This window comes from Pseudomonas sp. R76 (assembly GCF_009834565.1).
Taxonomy (GTDB): domain Bacteria; phylum Pseudomonadota; class Gammaproteobacteria; order Pseudomonadales; family Pseudomonadaceae; genus Aquipseudomonas.
In genome coordinates this window covers 1,743,979-1,759,782 of sequence record NZ_CP019428.1, presented here as the reverse complement: position 1 = coordinate 1,759,782, position 15,804 = coordinate 1,743,979, and the positions used below count along the sequence as shown (strand labels likewise).

Genomic DNA, 15,804 nt, shown 5'->3' with positions numbered 1-15,804 from the left:
CGCAGAACGGAGTACCACAATGACCGCGTTTAGCCTCGCTTACACCCTGCATGTATTGGCCGCCCTGGTTTGGGTCGGCGGTATGTTTTTCGCCTGGATGATCCTGCGCCCCGCCGCCATGGCGGCACTTGAGGGCCCTGCCCGGCTCAAGCTGTGGGCGAATGTGTTTCAACGTTTTTTCGTGTGGGTCTGGGTCGCCGTGGCGGTTTTGCCGATCAGCGGCATCGGCCTGCTGCAATTGCGCTTCAGCGGTTTTGAAACCGCGCCGCGTTATGTGCAGGTGATGATGGGCTTGTATCTGGTGATGACGGCGCTGTTTATCCGTATCCAGGCGTTGAAGTTCCCGCAATTGCGTGCGGCGGTGGCGGCCGAAGATTGGCCGGCGGGTGCGGCTGCGCTGGGGCAGATCCGCAAACTGGTGGGGATTAATTTGATTGTGGGGTTGGTGGTGGTGGCGATCGCTTCGGCTCGGCCGATGTTCTGAGGCGACCTTTAGTCCGCCATCGCGGGCAAGCCCGGCTCCCACATTCAAATGCATTCCAAATGTGGGAGCCGGGCTTGCCCGCGATGGCGTCAGACCCGTCGACTCAAAGCCTTTGAATAGTCACAGCCCCCGCAGGCCCAGCCGGCCCCGGCTGCCCTTCCAGCCCTGGGCGGCCCTTCTCGCCGCCATCGGCGCGATACACCACACAGCCCTTGGACTGCCCGCCTTTACCCGGCTTACCGGCCGTGCCGGCCAAACCGCCCGCCCCGCCGTCCACCCAGACCTTGATCTGCTCAGCCGGGAAGCTCTGCGGCAGCTCGACCCGCACGGTCGCGCCCGCTGCGCCTGGCAGGCCATCACCGCCGTTATCGCCATTCGCGCCACGCCCGGCCGAACCCCAGGTGCAGCCTGGGTCAACGCCGTTGGCGCCATCCAGCCCGGCATAGCCTTGGGCACCGGCGCCGCCACGCGCGTCCACCGACAGTTCGTCGGCAGTCAGCGCGTTGATGCGCAGCACCAGGTCACGCCCGGCTTTGGCCGGCCTTTCGTGGGTGCCGGGGGCACCGCGCGAGGTGATCTGGCTGCCATGTTCCAGCTGCGCGTTGCGCACCTGCAATTGCAGCGCAGTATTGCCGGGGGCGATAGCGATGCGCGCCTCACGCCCCAAGTGCAATTCGTCCACCGTGACTTGGCTGATCGTCGCCGGCACCAACAACGTGCCGTAGTCCGCCACATCCAGGCGCTCCAGCTGCAACACGCTGGTACTGCTGGGCAGGCGCATCAGCGAGTTGGTTTCAACACTGACGGTCTGAGCCAGGGCAATGGGGCTGACCAACAGGGCCAACAGAAAAACCTTACGCATGATTGGCCTCCTTGTTTACTTCATCAATAGCAGCAGGCGCCGACAGGCCCCGCACATGGAACATGCCCACCAGCAGAATCTGCAAGCGGTCACGCCAGGGGTGGGCACGGTATTTCAAGCTGCTGTTGAACAACAGCAACTCCAACAGATGGGTGAGAAACAACAGACTGCCGGCCAGGCTGACCAACAGGTGGAACGGATTGGCCAGCGGTCGGAACAGATTGACCACCACCACAACCCAAAACAGCAACGTCAGAAACTTACCCAGCCCCCAAAACACCTTCATCCTGCATGCCCCTGCCTATTATTCTTTGGGCGCACAGTAACGACTTCTACAGGCGATTTGCCAGTGAAGGATGAAAAAACTTGATAAAGGGGCGTTTTGTCGGCGGTTTCGGCGAGGATCGTCAGCAATGCCCCTGTGGCTCCCACAGGGGCAAGGGCTGTCAGCGGTTGATTTTGATTTCCACGCGGCGGTTCAAGGCGCGGCCGTCAGCAGTTTTGTTATCGGCCACCGGCTGGCTTTCGCCCGCGCCGACCACCGACACAAAGTTACTGCGCGGCACGCCCGCACTTACCAGGTAATCGGTCACCGAGTGCGCGCGGCGTTCCGACAGTTTCTGGTTGTAGGCGTCTTTGCCGACGCTGTCGGTATGCCCGCTGACCCGCAATTGCGCGCCAGGGGCTTCTTTTTTCAAGCGCGTGACGATGATGTCGAGTTTGGTTTTGTCCGCTGCCGTCAGCTTGGCCGAGTCGAACTGGAAGTGCACATCGCGGATCACGATGGTTTCTTCCTTGACGACCACAACTTCCTCAACCACGGCCGCGACCGGCACCGGTGGGCAACCGTTGGCATCCACCTGCACGCCTTTAGGCGTGCCTGGGCACTTGTCGCGGCTGTCCGGCACGCCATCGCCGTCTTCATCGCCATCGCCGTGCACCCAGCAATAGGCGCCGGCCATGCCGCCGACCAACAGCGCGCCATAACCTGCGTACGCCGAACTTTGAGTGGCGCCAATCGCAGCGCCCGTTACACCACCGACGGCTGCGCAGGTGGGCCAATCGGTTTTTTGCAAACCTGCGCAACCTGTCAATACTCCGGTTAGCAGAACCAAGGGTAGAGCTGTCCGCATGATGCTCATCTGATTTCTCCTGAGGGGATCGGCGGGGGCCGACAGGTGGAGTAAAGACGGCTCTTTTCATCTGCGCCACTGGGCCGCACCCCCGTATTTGTTGAGGTTGGCCGCACATGCAGGACTTTTCGCCGCCGCCCGCTCTAGGCCCGCACGCTCAGCCGCGCTAGTCTCTACGGTCCTGATGTGAGGATCTCTGATGACCGCTGGTATTTCTTCCCGTACGCCCCAGCAAGCACTGGCTGCTTTGCTCGCTCTGCACCAGCCCAAACGCCTGTTGCTGTTGGGTGCCAGCCAGTTTCCGGCGCTGGAGGCCTTTCAAGCCGAGCACCCGGACACCGTGGTCGCCATCGCGGCGCCTGGGCCGTTGCCCGCAGAGCTGGCGGCGCAGCGTTTTGACCTGGCGCTGGTGGTCGACTGCCTGGAGCACCTGTCAAAACCGCAAGGCCTGACCTTGCTCGGCGGCATCCGCAACCTCAATGCCAGCCGCATTGCGGTGCTGGCAGACCTGAATGCCTGCGGCTGGAAGGACACTGACTTTTTCTCCCTGGCCCTGCAGGCCGGCGAGCGTTTCCAGCGTGATGAGCAGGTTCTGACGCTGTTTACCTATGATCTGCTTGACTATAAACAGGTGCCGGACTGGCTCAACGCCCGCTTCTGGGCCAACCCGGAAAACTTCGGAAAGTATTGGTGGTAACCATGAGTACATCCATTTGCCCCTGCGGCAGTGGCAACCTGCTGGATGCCTGCTGCGGCCATTATCACGCCGGCCACCCGGCGCCCTGCGCCACCGCGTTGATGCGCTCGCGCTACAGCGCCTATGTGCTGGGCCTGGTCGACTACCTGGTCGCCACCACGCTGCCCGCGCAACAGGCGGGCCTGGACCGCGCCGCCATCGCTGCCTGGAGCGCCCAAAGCACCTGGCTCGGCCTTGAGGTGGAAAGCTCCGAAGTGTTCGGCGGCCAGCCGGAGCATGCGTTCGTGACCTTTACTGCGCGCTGGCACGACAGCACCGGCGAACACAGCCACCGCGAGCAGTCGTCTTTCGTACAGAACGAGGGGCGCTGGTACTTCATCGACCCGACGGTAGAGGTGAAGGTCGGACGCAATGATGTATGTTTGTGCGGCAGCGAGCAAAAATTCAAGAAGTGCTGTTCCAGCTACCTCTAATCACCACAGGACTCACGCCATGCTCCGGATTTGCAGCTTGATGCTGGCGTTGACCCTTGGCCTGACCGGCTGCGCCTCATGGTTCGAGGACGATGCGCCCCCGCCCCACGTCTCCCTGGTAAAAGTCGAAGTGGTGCGCGCCAAGTTGCTGGAGCAGAAATTCAAACTGTTCTTTCGCGTGGACAACCGCGACGACGCCGACCTGACCGTGCGCGGCCTGATCTACAAGGTCACCCTCGACAATTTTGTGCTGACCGAAGGCGAGTCCAACGAGTGGCTGACCATACCGCCGCGCAGCCATGGGTTTTTCAAGGTGACGGTGCGCACCAACCTGTGGCCGCAGATTCGCGATGTGGTGCAGATGCTGAAAAACCCGAGCAAACCCGTGCCCTATCGCCTGGAGGGCGAGCTGAAAACCGGATTATTCATCGGTAATGACGTGCAGGTGGCCCACAATGGCGAGATAATGCCCGGCAATTTTATTCCGGAGCGACATCGATGACTCAGCAACCCCATGTCCATGGTCCTGACTGCAACCACGATCACGATCACCATGATCATCACGATCACGACCACGGTCATGTCCACGGCCCGAACTGCGGCCACGCTCACCAGGAGCCGGTGCGCAACGCCCTGAAGGACGTTGGCCGCAACGATCCTTGCCCATGCGGCAGCGAGAAGAAATTCAAGAAGTGCCACGGGGCCTGATGCCCTGATGCAGTCAGTGTGGGAGCTGGCTTGCTGTGGCGAGCGGGCTTGCCCCGCGTTGGGCTGCGCAGCAGCCCCAATAAGATCAACACGTTTCTTCAGACAGAACGCAATGTCAGGTTTTGGGGCTGCTCCGCAGCCCAACGCGGGGCAAGCCCGCTCGCCACAACTGCAACTCCACCTCCAATCCCCCGCCTTCCCGATTCTTCAAACTCAACCGCCCCCCATGCGCCCGTGCAATCGTGTGCGCAATGCTCAGCCCCAGCCCATACCCGCCCGTCTCGGCATTGCGTGAGCCTTCAACCCGGTAAAACGGTTCCATCACCTGTTCCAGCTGTGCCTGGGGAATCCCGGGGCCACGGTCGCTGATGACGATTTTCAAGCTGTCGGCCTGATCCTCGACCCGCACCACCACTTCGCTGCCATAGCGCACCGCATTTTCCAGCAGGTTCTGCACGCAGCGCTTGAGGCTGCGCGCGTACCCCGGCAACGGTTGGCGGGCGCGGCCCACGATGGTCACGCTTTCGCCCACGTCCTCAAGGTCTGCCTGCAGGCTTTGCAGCAACGCATTGATGTCGATGTTCTGGCGCGTCTCGTTGATTTCGCCGCTGCTGACAAAGTCCAGGGTGCTGGACACCATGTGCTCCATTTCTTCCAGGTCGCTGCGAAAGCGCTCCTTGGTGCGCGTGTCTTCGAGCATCTCGGTGCGCAGGCGCAAGCGTGTGATCGGCGAGCGCAAGTCGTGGGAAATCGCTGCGAGAAACCGCGTGCGCTCGGCGATGTTGGCGATCAGCCGCTGCTGCATCGCATTAAACGCCTGGGCGGCGCGGCGCACTTCGGTGGGGCCGTCCACCGATAACGGCGGGCGCTGGATATCCCGACCCAGCGCTTCGGCGGCCTTGGCCAGGGCATTCAACGGGCGGATGGCCAGGCGTACCGCCACCAGGGCGATCAGCACCAGCACCAACACCCGCAGCAAATAGATGCGCATCACGTAATCGAACAACAGATCCAGCGGCGAGGTGCTGGTCCAGCCCTGCTCTTCACTGGCGTCGACCAACAACCAGCGCCCATCGGGCAGGCGCAGGTTGATCAGAAATTGCCCCACCACCGGTTTGGAGCTGAGCAAGGTCGAGAGCCCGGCGGTTTGCCCTTCGCCATCGACCAAAGACAGGCGCAGCAGAATCAGGGTTTGCGTGTAGCCGGCTTTCTCCGACAACACCTCCTTGATCAGGCGCTCGGTGGGCCGGTCGCTGTCGGTGAGGCTGCTGGGCGTGCTGCTGGCCTGGTCGCTCAAGGACAACTGAAAGTCCGGCGTGTTGAGCAGTTTGATCAACTGGTCGGCCTGCTGCGGGTCGCTGTGCACCAGGCGCACCACGTCCGCCAGGCGCGTGGCGATCAACCGCGTGGGGATTTCCAGCACCTGGCCATGGCGCCGGTCGTACCAGATGCTGCTGGTCAACGCCTGCGCCGCGAGCATGCCGCTGACCAGAATCAGCACCAGCCGCCCAAACAGCGAACGCGGCAGCAGTCTCACGACTCCAGCACTACGTCATCGGCGGTGAGCATGTAACCCTCGTTGCGCACGGTCTTGATCAGCCCGGCCGGCAGCTGCGAGCGCAAGCGGCTGACGCACACGTCGATGGAGCGGTCGAACGGCGTGCTGTCCTTGTCGAACACATGGTTGAGCAAAAAATCGCGACTCAAAGGCCAGTTCGGGTGCTGCAACAATAGGCGCAACACGCGGTAATCCGAATTGCCCAGGCTGACCACCACGCCCTCCGGCGTGAGCAATTGCCGCGCCCGTGTGTCGAGTTGCCAGCCGGCAAAACGAATGCTCGGCGCCTCGTCCAGCCGCGCACGGTCGGGGAAGCTCTGCACCCGGCGCAGCACCACTTTGATCCGCACCAGCAACTCACGTGGGTCGAACGGTTTGGGCAGGTAGTCATCGGCGCCGATTTCCAGGCCGACAATACGGTCGATCAACGAGCCCTTGGCCGTGAGCATCACCACCGGCGTGTTGGAGCTGACGCGCAGTTCGCGGCACAGGCTCAGGCCATCTTCGCCGGGCAGCATCAGGTCGAGCACGATCAGGTCGATCACATTCAGCGCCAGGCGGCGGCGCATTTCCTTGCCGTCGGCAGCGGTGGACACCTGAAAACCGGCGTCACTCAAGTAGTCACAGAGCAGTTGGCGAATTTGCGGGTCGTCATCGACGATTAACAGGTGGTCAAGCTTTGCCATGGGCATTCGATCCGAAAACTCAAAACGCAGGAGATAGCCGAAAGTTCATCCAGCGGTGTACGCAAATGTAATGGAATGTTGTGGGAAACCATAATCACGCATCAGCGATACAAAGCCGGGGCATGGCCGGCGGAATCGCTCTTTAGACTACCGAACCTAAATGAGAGTAATTGTAATTTAGACTCGGAAGTAACCCATGTCATTGCCAACACCTCACCGCCATACGCTGCATTCAACCCTGGCGCCGATGTTCGGTTTTCTTGCTGCCGGCAGCGTTGCACCGACGGCCTGGGCCGATACGCCCGCCGCCACAGCCAACGATTCGGTGGTGAGCCTGCCGCAAATCAAAGTCGACGGCGAAGAAGCCACGTCGAGCTTCAAGGTCGACCGGGTAACCTCGGCAAAAATCAGCCAGCCGCTGCTCGACGCCCCGCAAAGCGTGACCATCGTGCCGCAGCAGGTGCTCAAGGAGCAGAACGCGCAAACCCTGCAGGAAGTGTTGCGCAACGTGCCGGGCATCACCTTCATGTCCGGCGAGGGCAACCTGGGCTGGGGCGATCTGTTTTCGATTCGTGGGTTTTCTTCCGAGCAAAGCCTGACCGTCGACGGCGTGCGCGACGCCGGCATGTCCACGCGCACCGACACCTTCAACCTGCAACAGGCTGAAGTGTTCAAGGGCACCGGGTCTATCGAATCCGGAGTTTCGGCAATGGGCGGCAGCGTCAACCTGGTCAGTAAAGAAGCGCACCTGGGCGACGCCAACAAAGTCTCCGCCGGGATCGGCACCGACAGCTACCGACGCCTCACCGCCGACATCAACAAACAGCTGACCGACACCACCGCCGTGCGCATCAACCTGATGAAGCACTACAACCAGGTAGCCGACCGCGACGACGTGGACTACGACCGCTGGGGCATCGCCACCTCGTTCGGCTTTGGCCTGGGCACCGACACGCGGTTCTTTGTCGACACCTTCTACCAGAAAGACACCAACACCCCGGACGGCGGCGTGCCGATCCAGCGTGGCACCGACGGCCACCGCATGCCGGGTGTGAAACGCTCCAACGGGTACGGCGATTCCAGCCTGTATACGCAGGAAAACGAAACCACCTCGCTGACCGCACGCTTCGAACATGACTTCGACTGGAACGACGCCAACCTGCGCAACCAGACCCGCTGGGAACGCAGCGACAACTTCGCCGTACTGTCCCCGGCGCGTTTCTTCGCCGCCGACGCCAACGGTAAAAAAACCTGCAGCGGCGCCCGCTGTGCGACCTTGGGCTACACCGGCGTAGGACCAATCAGCCAAGTGCCCGGCAGCACGGTGAATGCCTACACCGACTATGTGAACAACAGCAACACCGGCTACGGCATCCTGCGCGGCAGTGATTTCGGCTTGTCCAAGCGCTACACCATCCTCGATAACCAGACCGACTTCAGCTTCACGTTCAACACCGGCAGCCTGCAACACGCGGTGGTCAGCGGCCTGGAGTTTTATCACGAGACCTACGGCGGCCTGAAACGCAACGCCGAAGTACCCGCCGGCGACATGTTCTTCAACATGAACGCCCCCAGCCACAGCTTCGCCAGCACTTACGTGACCAAAGGCGAAGGCGACCCGCGTTCGGTGATCGACAACGCCGGCCTCTACTTAGGCGACACCGTCACCCTCAACGAGCAGTGGCAAGTGCTCGGCTCGTTGCGCTACGACAACTGGCGCGCGCAAACCACACAGCGCGGCCAGACGAGCATCAGCAGCACCGACGGCGCCGTCAGCGGTCGCGTCGGCGCGGTGTACAAGCCGTTGCCGAACGGCAGCATCTACCTGTCCTACAGCGAAGCGGCGCAGCCGTCGGCGCTGGGCGCGTCCACCAACAACCAGATCTACGGCGCGGCCACTACCAGCAATTACAGCCCGGCCAAATCGAAAACCTACGAGATGGGCACCAAGTGGGACATTGCCCACGACATGCTGAATGTCACGGCGGCGATCTTCCGCACCGAACTGGACAACGCCTGGGAATACCAGGACGGCGAGTCCGCGCCGGTGCGCGCCCTGCCCGCCAAGCGCGTGGACGGCGTCGAACTCGGCCTGCAAGGCAATATCACCCCGCGCTGGACTGCCTACAGCGGTTTCTCGGCGCTCAAAAGCACGCAGACCAAGGGCATCAACAAAGGCGCGGAAGCCAAGAACGTTCCCGACCTGACCGCCAACCTGTGGACCACCTACGCCGTCACCGACGCCTTGAGCCTGAGCTACGGCGAGCAATACGTGGGACGACGCCGTTACAGCGACAACAAATACGTCGGCGGTTTGAACAACAACAGCAGCTACGCCAACGGGCCGTCCGGGGTCAACGCGATCTACGTGCGTGACCACGAAAAAGCCCCCGGTTACTGGCTGCGTAACGTGGCGGCGCAATACAAGGTCAACAAGGACACCACGGTCAACCTCAACCTGAACAACGTGTTCAACACGTTCTATTACAGCCAGGTCGGCGCGTCCCTCGATGGTTTCCAGCTCTACGGCATCCCAGGCGCCGGGCGCACGTTGACGGCCAGTGTCGATTATGAATTCTGATTTTCCCTCACCAGGAGTCCTGCCCATGTTCAAACCTCGCAACGCGCTCAAGCTCGGCGTGCTGTTCGCCGCGCTCGCCTTCGGCCACGCCGAAACCGCCGCCGCCCACGAAGTCACCGACGTGCTGGGCCGCAAGGTCGAAATCAAGGACGACGTCAAACGCGTAGTGCTGGGTGAAGGCCGATTGATTTCGGCGTTTGCCCTGCTCGACAAGGACGCGCCGTTCCAGCGCATCGTCGGCTGGCAGAACGATTTGAAGCTGCTGGACCAGCACACCTACAGCGCTTACGTGGCGAAATTTCCCACGGTAAAAGACATCCCGCTGATCGGGCAGGCGTCGGAGCAAAGCGTCAGCGCCGAGGAAATTCTGTCGCTCAAACCCGACCTGGCGGTGTTCAGCATCTCCGGCCACGGCCCAACCGAACACAGCGCGGTGGCTGATGTGCTGGCCAAGGCCGGCATCCCGGTGCTGTTCGTCGATTTCCGTATCAACCCGGTGCAAGGCACCCACACCAGCATGAACGCGCTGGGCCAGGCGCTGGGGCGTGAAGCCCAGGCTAAAGCCTTCCTGGACTTCTATGACCAGCACATCAAGGTCATCACCGACGCCGTCGCCACCCTGCCTGCCGGCCCGCGCCCGAGCGTGTTCCTCGAACTGCTGGCCGGTGCCTGGCAAGCGCCGGGGCACACCACCGGTAAAAGCGGCATGGGTGAAGTGATCAAGCTGGTCGGCGGGCGCAATATCGCCGCCGATGTGGTGCCGGGTGCGCTGGGGGATATCAGCGTCGAGTACGCGTTGAAAGCCGACCCGGATGTGTACGTGGCCACCGGCAACCACACGCCGGGCTTGATCCTGGGCGCTGGCGTGAGCACTGACGAGGCGCGTGAGGCGTTTGATCGCGTGTTGGCACGCCCCGAGTTTGCCAATCTTCGTGCAATCCGCGAAGGCAATTCCCACGGGCTGTGGCATGACTTCTACAACTCGCCGTACAACCTGCTGGCGATTGAAGCGCTGGCCAAGTGGGTGCACCCGGCGTTGTTCGCCAAGCTCGATCCACAGGCGAGCATGGCGCAGATCAACCAGCAGTTCCTGGGCATGCCGTTGCAGGGTGCTTACTGGATTGACGCCAAGGCCCCTGTAGAAACGCGGTAAAAAACTGTGGGAGCTGGCTTGCCTGCGATGGCAGAGTGTCAGTCACTGAATGGTTCGACTGAGACACCGCTATCGCAGGCAAGCCAGCTCCCACATTTGGATTTTCAGTGTTTTCAAGAATGTGAGCGCCATGACCTCTCAAACCCTCGACCTCGCCAGCGCCACCCACGGCTACCGCCGTTTGCTGGCACGCCGCGCCTGGGTGCTGGCTCTGCTGGGCTCGGCGCTGGTCTGCGCGATGCTGGTGGACCTGGCCAGCGGCCCGTCGGGCATGGGCCTGTTGGCATTGCTCGACGGCATCCTGCACCCGTCGCACCTGAGCGCCACCGACCAGGTGATCATCTGGAACGTGCGCCTGCCGTATGCACTGATGGCGGTGCTGGTCGGCTGTGCGCTGTCGCTGGCGGGGGCCGAAATGCAGGCAATTTTGAATAACCCGCTGGCCAGCCCGTTCACCCTCGGCGTGTCGTCGGCGGCGGCACTGGCGGCATCCCTGGTGATCGTATTTCCGGTGACCACGTTATGGGTGTCGGCCAACACTGCGATTTCGATCTCGGCATTTATCTTCGCAGCGGCGTCGGTATTTTTGCTGCAAGCGATGTCGCGCCTGCGCGGCGCCGGGGTGGAAAGCCTGGTGTTGTTCGGCATCGCGCTGGTGTTCAGTTGCAACGCGGTGGTGGCGTTGCTGCAACTGGTCGCCACCGAAGACGTTTTGCAACAACTGGTGTTCTGGACCTTGGGCAGCGTGACCCGGGCCAACTGGGACAAACTCGGCATCCTCGCCCTGGTGGTCGCGCTGGTCCTGCCGTTTTCCTTCGCCGCCGCGCCGCGCCTGACCTTGCTGCGCATGGGCGAAGATCGCGCGCAAAGTTTTGGCGTGGACGTGAAGCGTCTGCGCTTTTTTTCGCTGCTGCGCATCAGTTTGTTGTCAGCCACCGCCGTCGCATTTGTAGGCACCATCGGATTTATCGGCCTGGTCGGTCCGCATATCGCGCGGATTCTGGTGGGCGAAGACCAACGCTTCCTGCTGCCCGCCAGCGCCTTGACCGGCGCCTTGTTGCTGGCGCTGTCCTCGATCGCCAGCAAACTGATCATGCCCGGCGTGATCGTGCCGGTCGGCATCGTCACCGCGCTGGTGGGCGTGCCGATTTTCGTGGTGCTGGTGTTCAAACGCGGGAGACAGTTATGAGTGCGGGTTTATCGGTACACAATGCCAACGTCAGTTACGGGCGTCGGCACATCGTGCATGACCTGAGTTTGCCCACCCTGCCCCACGGCAGCCTGACGGCACTGATCGGCCCGAATGGCGCGGGCAAATCCACCTTGTTGCGCGCTGTGGCCGGGTTGGAAAAGATGCAAGGCGTTGTAAGGCTGGGCGACCTCGACCTGTCGGCCATGTCCGTGGCCGAGCGTGCGCGCCGCGTCACTTACATGCCGCAAAACCTGCCGCCCGGCCTGAGCCTCAGCGTGATGGAAAGCGTGATCGCCGCGCTGCGCGTGGGCCATGTGGAAGGCATTGCGCTGTCCGGCGAAGCCTGCCTGCGCGAAGCCTTTGAGGCGTTGCAGCGCATCGGTATCGCGCACCTGGCCGATCAACTGTTGAGCACCTTGTCGGGCGGCCAACGCCAATTGGTCAGCCTCGCCCAACTCATCGCCCGCCGCCCCCAGGTGATGTTGCTAGACGAACCCACCAGCGCCCTCGACCTCAATTACCAGTTGAAGGTCATGGACTGCGTGCGCGGGCTGGTGCGCGAACACAACCTGATCGCCGTGGTGGTGCTGCACGACATCAACCTCGCCGCGCGCTTTGCCGACCACATTGCCGTGCTGCGCCAAGGCCGTTTGTATGCCAGTGGCAAGGCGGATGAGGTGCTCGACCCAGCGTTGTTTGCCCAGGTGTATGGCGTGCAGGTGCGCATTGAGCGGTGCTCGCAGCAGTCGCTGCAGGTGTTGGTGGATGGCGCAGTGTGAAAGGCGTCTAAGGTTAGACGTAAATGTTTGATTGAATTATTGCCCTTCGATCATCACCTATAGGTACAGGCATTCGCTCATTTGGAGAGCTTCATGATCGACCTGTACTACTGGACTACCCCCAACGGTCACAAAGTATCGCTGTTCCTGGAAGAAGCCGGTCTGCCCTATAAGGTGCACCCAATCAATATCGGCCAGGGTGAGCAGTTCAAGCCGGACTTCCTGAAGATCGCTCCCAACAACCGCATCCCGGCCATCGTCGATCACGACCCGACCGACGGTGGTGCGCCGATTTCGCTGTTTGAATCCGGCGCCATCCTGCTGTACCTCGCGGAAAAAACCGGGCAGTTCATTCCCAAAGACCTGCGCGGTCGCCAGGAAGCGCTGCAGTGGCTGTTCTGGCAAATGGGCGGACTGGGGCCGATGGCGGGCCAAAATCATCACTTCAGCCAGTTCGCGCCGGAGAAAATCCCCTACGCGATCAAACGCTACGTGGATGAAACCGCACGCCTGTATGGCGTGCTGGACCGACGCCTGGCGGACCGCGCATTCGTGGCGGGCGAGGACTACAGCATTGCCGACATGGCGATCTACCCGTGGATTGTTTCCCACAAGTGGCAGAGCCAGCGCCTGGAGGATTTCCCCCACGTGCAGCGCTGGTTCAACAGCATAAAGGAACGCCCGGCGACGGTTCGGGCGTATGAATGGGTGCAAAAAGTGAATCCGCCCAAAGCCTGAGCCCCAGGCAATGATCGTTCCCACGCTCCGCGTGGGAATGCCGCCTGGACGCTCTGCGTCCGCTCACAAAGCGTGACGCAGAGCGTCACAAAATGCATTCCCACGCTCCGCGTGGGAACGATCCTGCTTGCGTCGTTTCGCCGCGCTCACTAACGTAGCGCCTTTAATGACGCTACCCCCGCAGGAGCTTTGCCATGGCCTCGCCAGCCCTCTCACATTTTCTTCCCCGGTTCGGCGTTGCCGCGGCAGTGGCCAGTGCATTAAGCCTGGCCGGTTGCCAGCTCCAGAGCACCCAGGACACCTTGCCTCCCGTTGCCGGCGTGCAGCCGCTCAAAGGCCTGGCACAGAATGTTTCGGTACGCCGCAATGCCCAGGGCATGCCGCTGATCGAAAGCAATACGTTTCATGACGCGCTGTTCAGCCTCGGCTATGTGCACGCCAGCGACCGCATCACGCAGATGGTCACTTTGCGCCTGTTGGCCCAAGGCCGTCTGGCGGAAATGTCCGGCCCGCAAGTGCTCGACGTCGACCGTTTCATGCGCGCCGTCAACCTGAAAAAAAGCGCCGGCGAGCTGTATAACGCTTCGTCGCCGCGCCTCAAGCGCTTCTTTGAAGTGTACGCCCGTGGCGTCAACGCCTACCTGTTCCGCTACCGCGACAAGCTGCCACCAGACCTGGCCCAGACCGGCTACAAGCCCGAGTACTGGAAGCCGGAAGATTCGGCGCTGTTGTTCTGCCTGCTGAATTTCAGCGAGTCGAGCAACCTGCAGGAAGAACTCTCGTCGCTGGTGCTGGCGCAGAAAGTTGGCGTCGACAAACTCGCCTGGCTTACCCCAAGCGCGCCGGATGAGCCGATTCCGCAGGGTGAAACCGACAAGCTCAAAGGCGTGAACCTCGGCCAGATCACCGGCCTTGCCGGGCTGGAAGCCGTCGGCCAGCAACTCAACAGCCTCAATGCACTGGCGGTGACGACCTCAAGCAACTGGGCCATCGGCCCGCAGCGCAGCCGCAGTGGCAAAAGCCTGCTGGCCAGCGACCTGGCGGCGCAGCCACAAGCGCCGTCGCCGTGGAATTACGTGCAGATTCGTGCGCCGAAATATCAAGCGGTCGGCGCCTCGATTGCTGGCCTGCCAACGCTGCTGTCCGGTTTCAACGGCAAAGTGGCGTGGAGCATGAGCGCCGTCAAAGGCGACACCCAGGACCTGTTCCTGGAGAAGGTCAAGCGCCAAGGCAACGCCTTGTACTACGAGAACAACGGCAAATGGCTGCCAGCCATTGTGCGCAACGAAACCTTCTTCGCCAAAGGCCAGCGGCCGCTGCGCGAAGTGGTGTACGAAACCCGCCACGGCGCCCTGCTCAACAGCAGCCAGGCGCTGACCACCGGATTCGGCCTGGCATTGCAAACCGCCGACTTCAAGGACGACAAGAGCCTGGACGCGTTCTTCGACCTGTCCCGCGCGCAAAACGCCGGCAAGGCCTCGGACGCCACCCGGGAAATCCGCGCCATTGCACTGAACATGATCTTCGCCGACGCCAGCAACATCGGCTGGCAAGTCACCGGCCGCTTCCCCAACCGCCGCGAAGGCGAAGGCCTGCTGCCCTCGCCGGGCTGGGACGCGCGGTTTGACTGGGACGGTTACGCCGACGCGATGCTGCACCCCTACGATCAAGACCCGGCCCAAGGCTGGATCGGCACCGCCAACCAGCGCACCGCGCCGCGCGGCTATGGCATGCAGTTGTCCAACTCCTGGGATGCGCCGGAGCGCAGCGAACGCCTGGCGCAACTGGCCAATGCCGGCAAGCATGACAGCCGCAGCATGATCGCCATGCAATACGACCAGACCACCCCCTTCGCCGCCAAGCTCAAGACCATGTTCCAGGCGCCGGGCATGGCCCAGCCGCTGAAACAGGCGATCGATGCACTGCCCGCGGCTGACGCGACCAAGGCCCGCGAGGCGCTGAATCGCCTGATGGCCTTTGATGGTCGCCTGGCGCCAACCTCCGCCGACGCGGCGATCTACGAGTTGTTCCTGCAGGAAAGCACCAAGCAGATCTTCCTCGACGAACTCGGCCCGGAAACCAGCGCCAGCTGGAAAGCCTTTATCAGCAACGCCAACCTGTCGTACTCCGCCAATGCCGACCACTTGCTGGGCCGTGAAGACAGCCCGTTCTGGGACGACGTGCGCACCGCGCAGAAAGAAGACAAACCGGCAATCCTCGCCCGCAGCCTGGCCGCTGCGATCACGGCTGGCGACAGCCAACTGGGCGGCGATCACAAGGCCTGGCAGTGGGGCAAACTGCACAGCACCACCTGGAAAAACACCAGCGGCCAAGTGATTCGCGGCCCGCTGGCCAGTGGCGGCGACCACAACACCCTGAACCCGGCGCCGTACAGCTGGGGCCAGGATTTCAACACCACCCAGGTGCCAGCGTTGCGCATGATCGTCGACTTCGGCCAAGTGGAACCGATGACCGGCCAGGGCGGCATCGGCCAGTCCGGCAACCCGGCCAGCCCGAACTATGCGAATGGCATCGACCCGTCGCTCAAGGCGCAATACCTGAGCTTCCCGATGCAGCCGCAGAACTTCGACAAGGCATATGGGAAGACGCGGTTGACCCTGACGCCCGGCAAGTAATGATCGTTCCCACGCTCTGCGTGGGAGTGCATCCTGTGACGCTCCGCGTCACGCCTTCAAGCGCGGACGCAGAGCGTCCATGGCAGCGTTCCCACGCAGAGCGTGGGAACGATCCCATATCCAA

16 protein-coding genes are annotated in these 15,804 nt (G+C 62.2%); 11 read left to right on the top strand and 5 right to left on the bottom strand.

The features are described 5' to 3' along the window. The first annotated feature begins 19 nt into the window (after positions 1-19). On the top strand, positions 20-484 hold the full coding sequence (locus PspR76_RS07980; RefSeq protein WP_159954699.1) for a CopD family protein: 465 nt from the start codon (positions 20-22) through the stop codon (positions 482-484). 103 nt (positions 485-587) lie between these two features. Here the strand turns inward: PspR76_RS07980 and PspR76_RS07975 are convergent, their stop codons facing one another. The 3 genes from PspR76_RS07975 to PspR76_RS07965 all read right to left on the bottom strand — a co-directional run bounded on the left by PspR76_RS07975 (position 588) and on the right by PspR76_RS07965 (position 2,488). Continuing rightward, on the bottom strand, positions 588-1,346 hold the full coding sequence (locus PspR76_RS07975) for a collagen-like protein (protein ID WP_159954698.1): 759 nt from the start codon (positions 1,344-1,346) through the stop codon (positions 588-590). Continuing rightward, positions 1,339-1,632, bottom strand: a complete 294-nt coding sequence (locus PspR76_RS07970) for a DUF1145 domain-containing protein (RefSeq protein ID WP_159954697.1) — start codon at positions 1,630-1,632, stop codon at positions 1,339-1,341. The genes PspR76_RS07975 and PspR76_RS07970 overlap by 8 nt, the downstream gene beginning before the upstream one ends. A gap of 160 nt (positions 1,633-1,792) precedes the next feature. Further along, positions 1,793-2,488 (bottom strand): OmpA family protein, encoded by a 696-nt coding sequence (locus PspR76_RS07965; RefSeq protein WP_159954696.1) that lies wholly within the window; start codon positions 2,486-2,488, stop codon positions 1,793-1,795. A 190-nt stretch (positions 2,489-2,678) separates the two neighbouring features. Here PspR76_RS07965 and PspR76_RS07960 point away from each other — a divergent pair, with 190 nt between their 5' ends. The 4 genes from PspR76_RS07960 to PspR76_RS07945 are packed head-to-tail and all read left to right on the top strand — an operon-like array spanning position 2,679 to position 4,357. Then, entirely contained in the window at positions 2,679-3,176 is a 498-nt protein-coding gene (locus PspR76_RS07960) for a DUF6231 family protein (protein WP_159954695.1), read from the top strand. Positions 3,177-3,178: 2 nt separating this feature from the next. Further along, positions 3,179-3,649, top strand: a complete 471-nt coding sequence (locus tag PspR76_RS07955) for a YchJ family protein (protein WP_159954694.1) — start codon at positions 3,179-3,181, stop codon at positions 3,647-3,649. Positions 3,650-3,668: 19 nt separating this feature from the next. Beyond that, positions 3,669-4,151, top strand: coding sequence for an LEA type 2 family protein (locus tag PspR76_RS07950; RefSeq protein ID WP_159954693.1), 483 nt, complete (start codon positions 3,669-3,671; stop codon positions 4,149-4,151). After that, positions 4,148-4,357, top strand: a complete 210-nt coding sequence (locus PspR76_RS07945) for an SEC-C metal-binding domain-containing protein (protein ID WP_065890089.1) — start codon at positions 4,148-4,150, stop codon at positions 4,355-4,357. The genes PspR76_RS07950 and PspR76_RS07945 overlap by 4 nt, the downstream gene beginning before the upstream one ends. A gap of 115 nt (positions 4,358-4,472) precedes the next feature. On the opposite strand, the gene PspR76_RS07940 is transcribed toward PspR76_RS07945, so the two are convergent. Next, complete coding sequence (locus PspR76_RS07940; protein WP_159954692.1) at positions 4,473-5,894, bottom strand: ATP-binding protein; 1,422 nt, start codon at positions 5,892-5,894, stop codon at positions 4,473-4,475. Beyond that, on the bottom strand, positions 5,891-6,601 hold the full coding sequence (locus PspR76_RS07935) for a response regulator (RefSeq protein WP_159954691.1): 711 nt from the start codon (positions 6,599-6,601) through the stop codon (positions 5,891-5,893). Before PspR76_RS07935 ends, PspR76_RS07940 begins: the two co-directional genes overlap by 4 nt. A gap of 196 nt (positions 6,602-6,797) precedes the next feature. Between PspR76_RS07935 and PspR76_RS07930 the strand changes: the two genes are divergently transcribed. The 6 genes from PspR76_RS07930 to PspR76_RS07905 all read left to right on the top strand — a co-directional run bounded on the left by PspR76_RS07930 (position 6,798) and on the right by PspR76_RS07905 (position 15,680). Continuing rightward, on the top strand, positions 6,798-9,182 hold the full coding sequence (locus PspR76_RS07930) for a TonB-dependent receptor (RefSeq protein ID WP_159954690.1): 2,385 nt from the start codon (positions 6,798-6,800) through the stop codon (positions 9,180-9,182). Positions 9,183-9,207: 25 nt separating this feature from the next. Continuing rightward, a complete protein-coding gene (locus PspR76_RS07925; RefSeq protein WP_159954689.1) occupies positions 9,208-10,335 on the top strand; it encodes an ABC transporter substrate-binding protein in 1,128 nt (375 codons plus the stop codon). Positions 10,336-10,465: 130 nt separating this feature from the next. Beyond that, on the top strand, positions 10,466-11,524 hold the full coding sequence (locus tag PspR76_RS07920) for a FecCD family ABC transporter permease (RefSeq protein ID WP_159954688.1): 1,059 nt from the start codon (positions 10,466-10,468) through the stop codon (positions 11,522-11,524). Continuing rightward, entirely contained in the window at positions 11,521-12,306 is a 786-nt protein-coding gene (locus tag PspR76_RS07915; protein ID WP_159954687.1) for an ABC transporter ATP-binding protein, read from the top strand. The genes PspR76_RS07920 and PspR76_RS07915 overlap by 4 nt, the downstream gene beginning before the upstream one ends. Positions 12,307-12,399: 93 nt before the next feature. Beyond that, positions 12,400-13,044 carry a glutathione S-transferase N-terminal domain-containing protein gene (locus tag PspR76_RS07910; RefSeq protein WP_159954686.1) on the top strand — a complete coding sequence of 215 codons (645 nt, stop codon included), beginning with the start codon at positions 12,400-12,402 and terminating at the stop codon, positions 13,042-13,044. 194 nt (positions 13,045-13,238) lie between these two features. After that, entirely contained in the window at positions 13,239-15,680 is a 2,442-nt protein-coding gene (locus PspR76_RS07905) for a penicillin acylase family protein (RefSeq protein WP_159954685.1), read from the top strand. Positions 15,681-15,804 lie beyond the last annotated feature (124 nt).

What these genes read in the sequence shown, in the direction of transcription:
- PspR76_RS07980 (WP_159954699.1), top strand. Translation starts at nt 20, where the DNA reads ATGACCGCGTTTAGCCTCGCTTACACCCTGCATGTATTGGCCGCCCTG.
- PspR76_RS07975 (WP_159954698.1), bottom strand. Translation starts at nt 1,346, where the DNA reads ATGCGTAAGGTTTTTCTGTTGGCCCTGTTGGTCAGCCCCATTGCCCTG.
- PspR76_RS07970 (WP_159954697.1), bottom strand. Translation starts at nt 1,632, where the DNA reads ATGAAGGTGTTTTGGGGGCTGGGTAAGTTTCTGACGTTGCTGTTTTGG.
- PspR76_RS07965 (WP_159954696.1), bottom strand. Translation starts at nt 2,488, where the DNA reads ATGAGCATCATGCGGACAGCTCTACCCTTGGTTCTGCTAACCGGAGTA.
- PspR76_RS07960 (WP_159954695.1), top strand. Translation starts at nt 2,679, where the DNA reads ATGACCGCTGGTATTTCTTCCCGTACGCCCCAGCAAGCACTGGCTGCT.
- PspR76_RS07955 (WP_159954694.1), top strand. Translation starts at nt 3,179, where the DNA reads ATGAGTACATCCATTTGCCCCTGCGGCAGTGGCAACCTGCTGGATGCC.
- PspR76_RS07950 (WP_159954693.1), top strand. Translation starts at nt 3,669, where the DNA reads ATGCTCCGGATTTGCAGCTTGATGCTGGCGTTGACCCTTGGCCTGACC.
- PspR76_RS07945 (WP_065890089.1), top strand. Translation starts at nt 4,148, where the DNA reads ATGACTCAGCAACCCCATGTCCATGGTCCTGACTGCAACCACGATCAC.
- PspR76_RS07935 (WP_159954691.1), bottom strand. Translation starts at nt 6,601, where the DNA reads ATGGCAAAGCTTGACCACCTGTTAATCGTCGATGACGACCCGCAAATT.
- PspR76_RS07930 (WP_159954690.1), top strand. Translation starts at nt 6,798, where the DNA reads ATGTCATTGCCAACACCTCACCGCCATACGCTGCATTCAACCCTGGCG.
- PspR76_RS07925 (WP_159954689.1), top strand. Translation starts at nt 9,208, where the DNA reads ATGTTCAAACCTCGCAACGCGCTCAAGCTCGGCGTGCTGTTCGCCGCG.
- PspR76_RS07920 (WP_159954688.1), top strand. Translation starts at nt 10,466, where the DNA reads ATGACCTCTCAAACCCTCGACCTCGCCAGCGCCACCCACGGCTACCGC.
- PspR76_RS07915 (WP_159954687.1), top strand. Translation starts at nt 11,521, where the DNA reads ATGAGTGCGGGTTTATCGGTACACAATGCCAACGTCAGTTACGGGCGT.
- PspR76_RS07910 (WP_159954686.1), top strand. Translation starts at nt 12,400, where the DNA reads ATGATCGACCTGTACTACTGGACTACCCCCAACGGTCACAAAGTATCG.
- PspR76_RS07905 (WP_159954685.1), top strand. Translation starts at nt 13,239, where the DNA reads ATGGCCTCGCCAGCCCTCTCACATTTTCTTCCCCGGTTCGGCGTTGCC.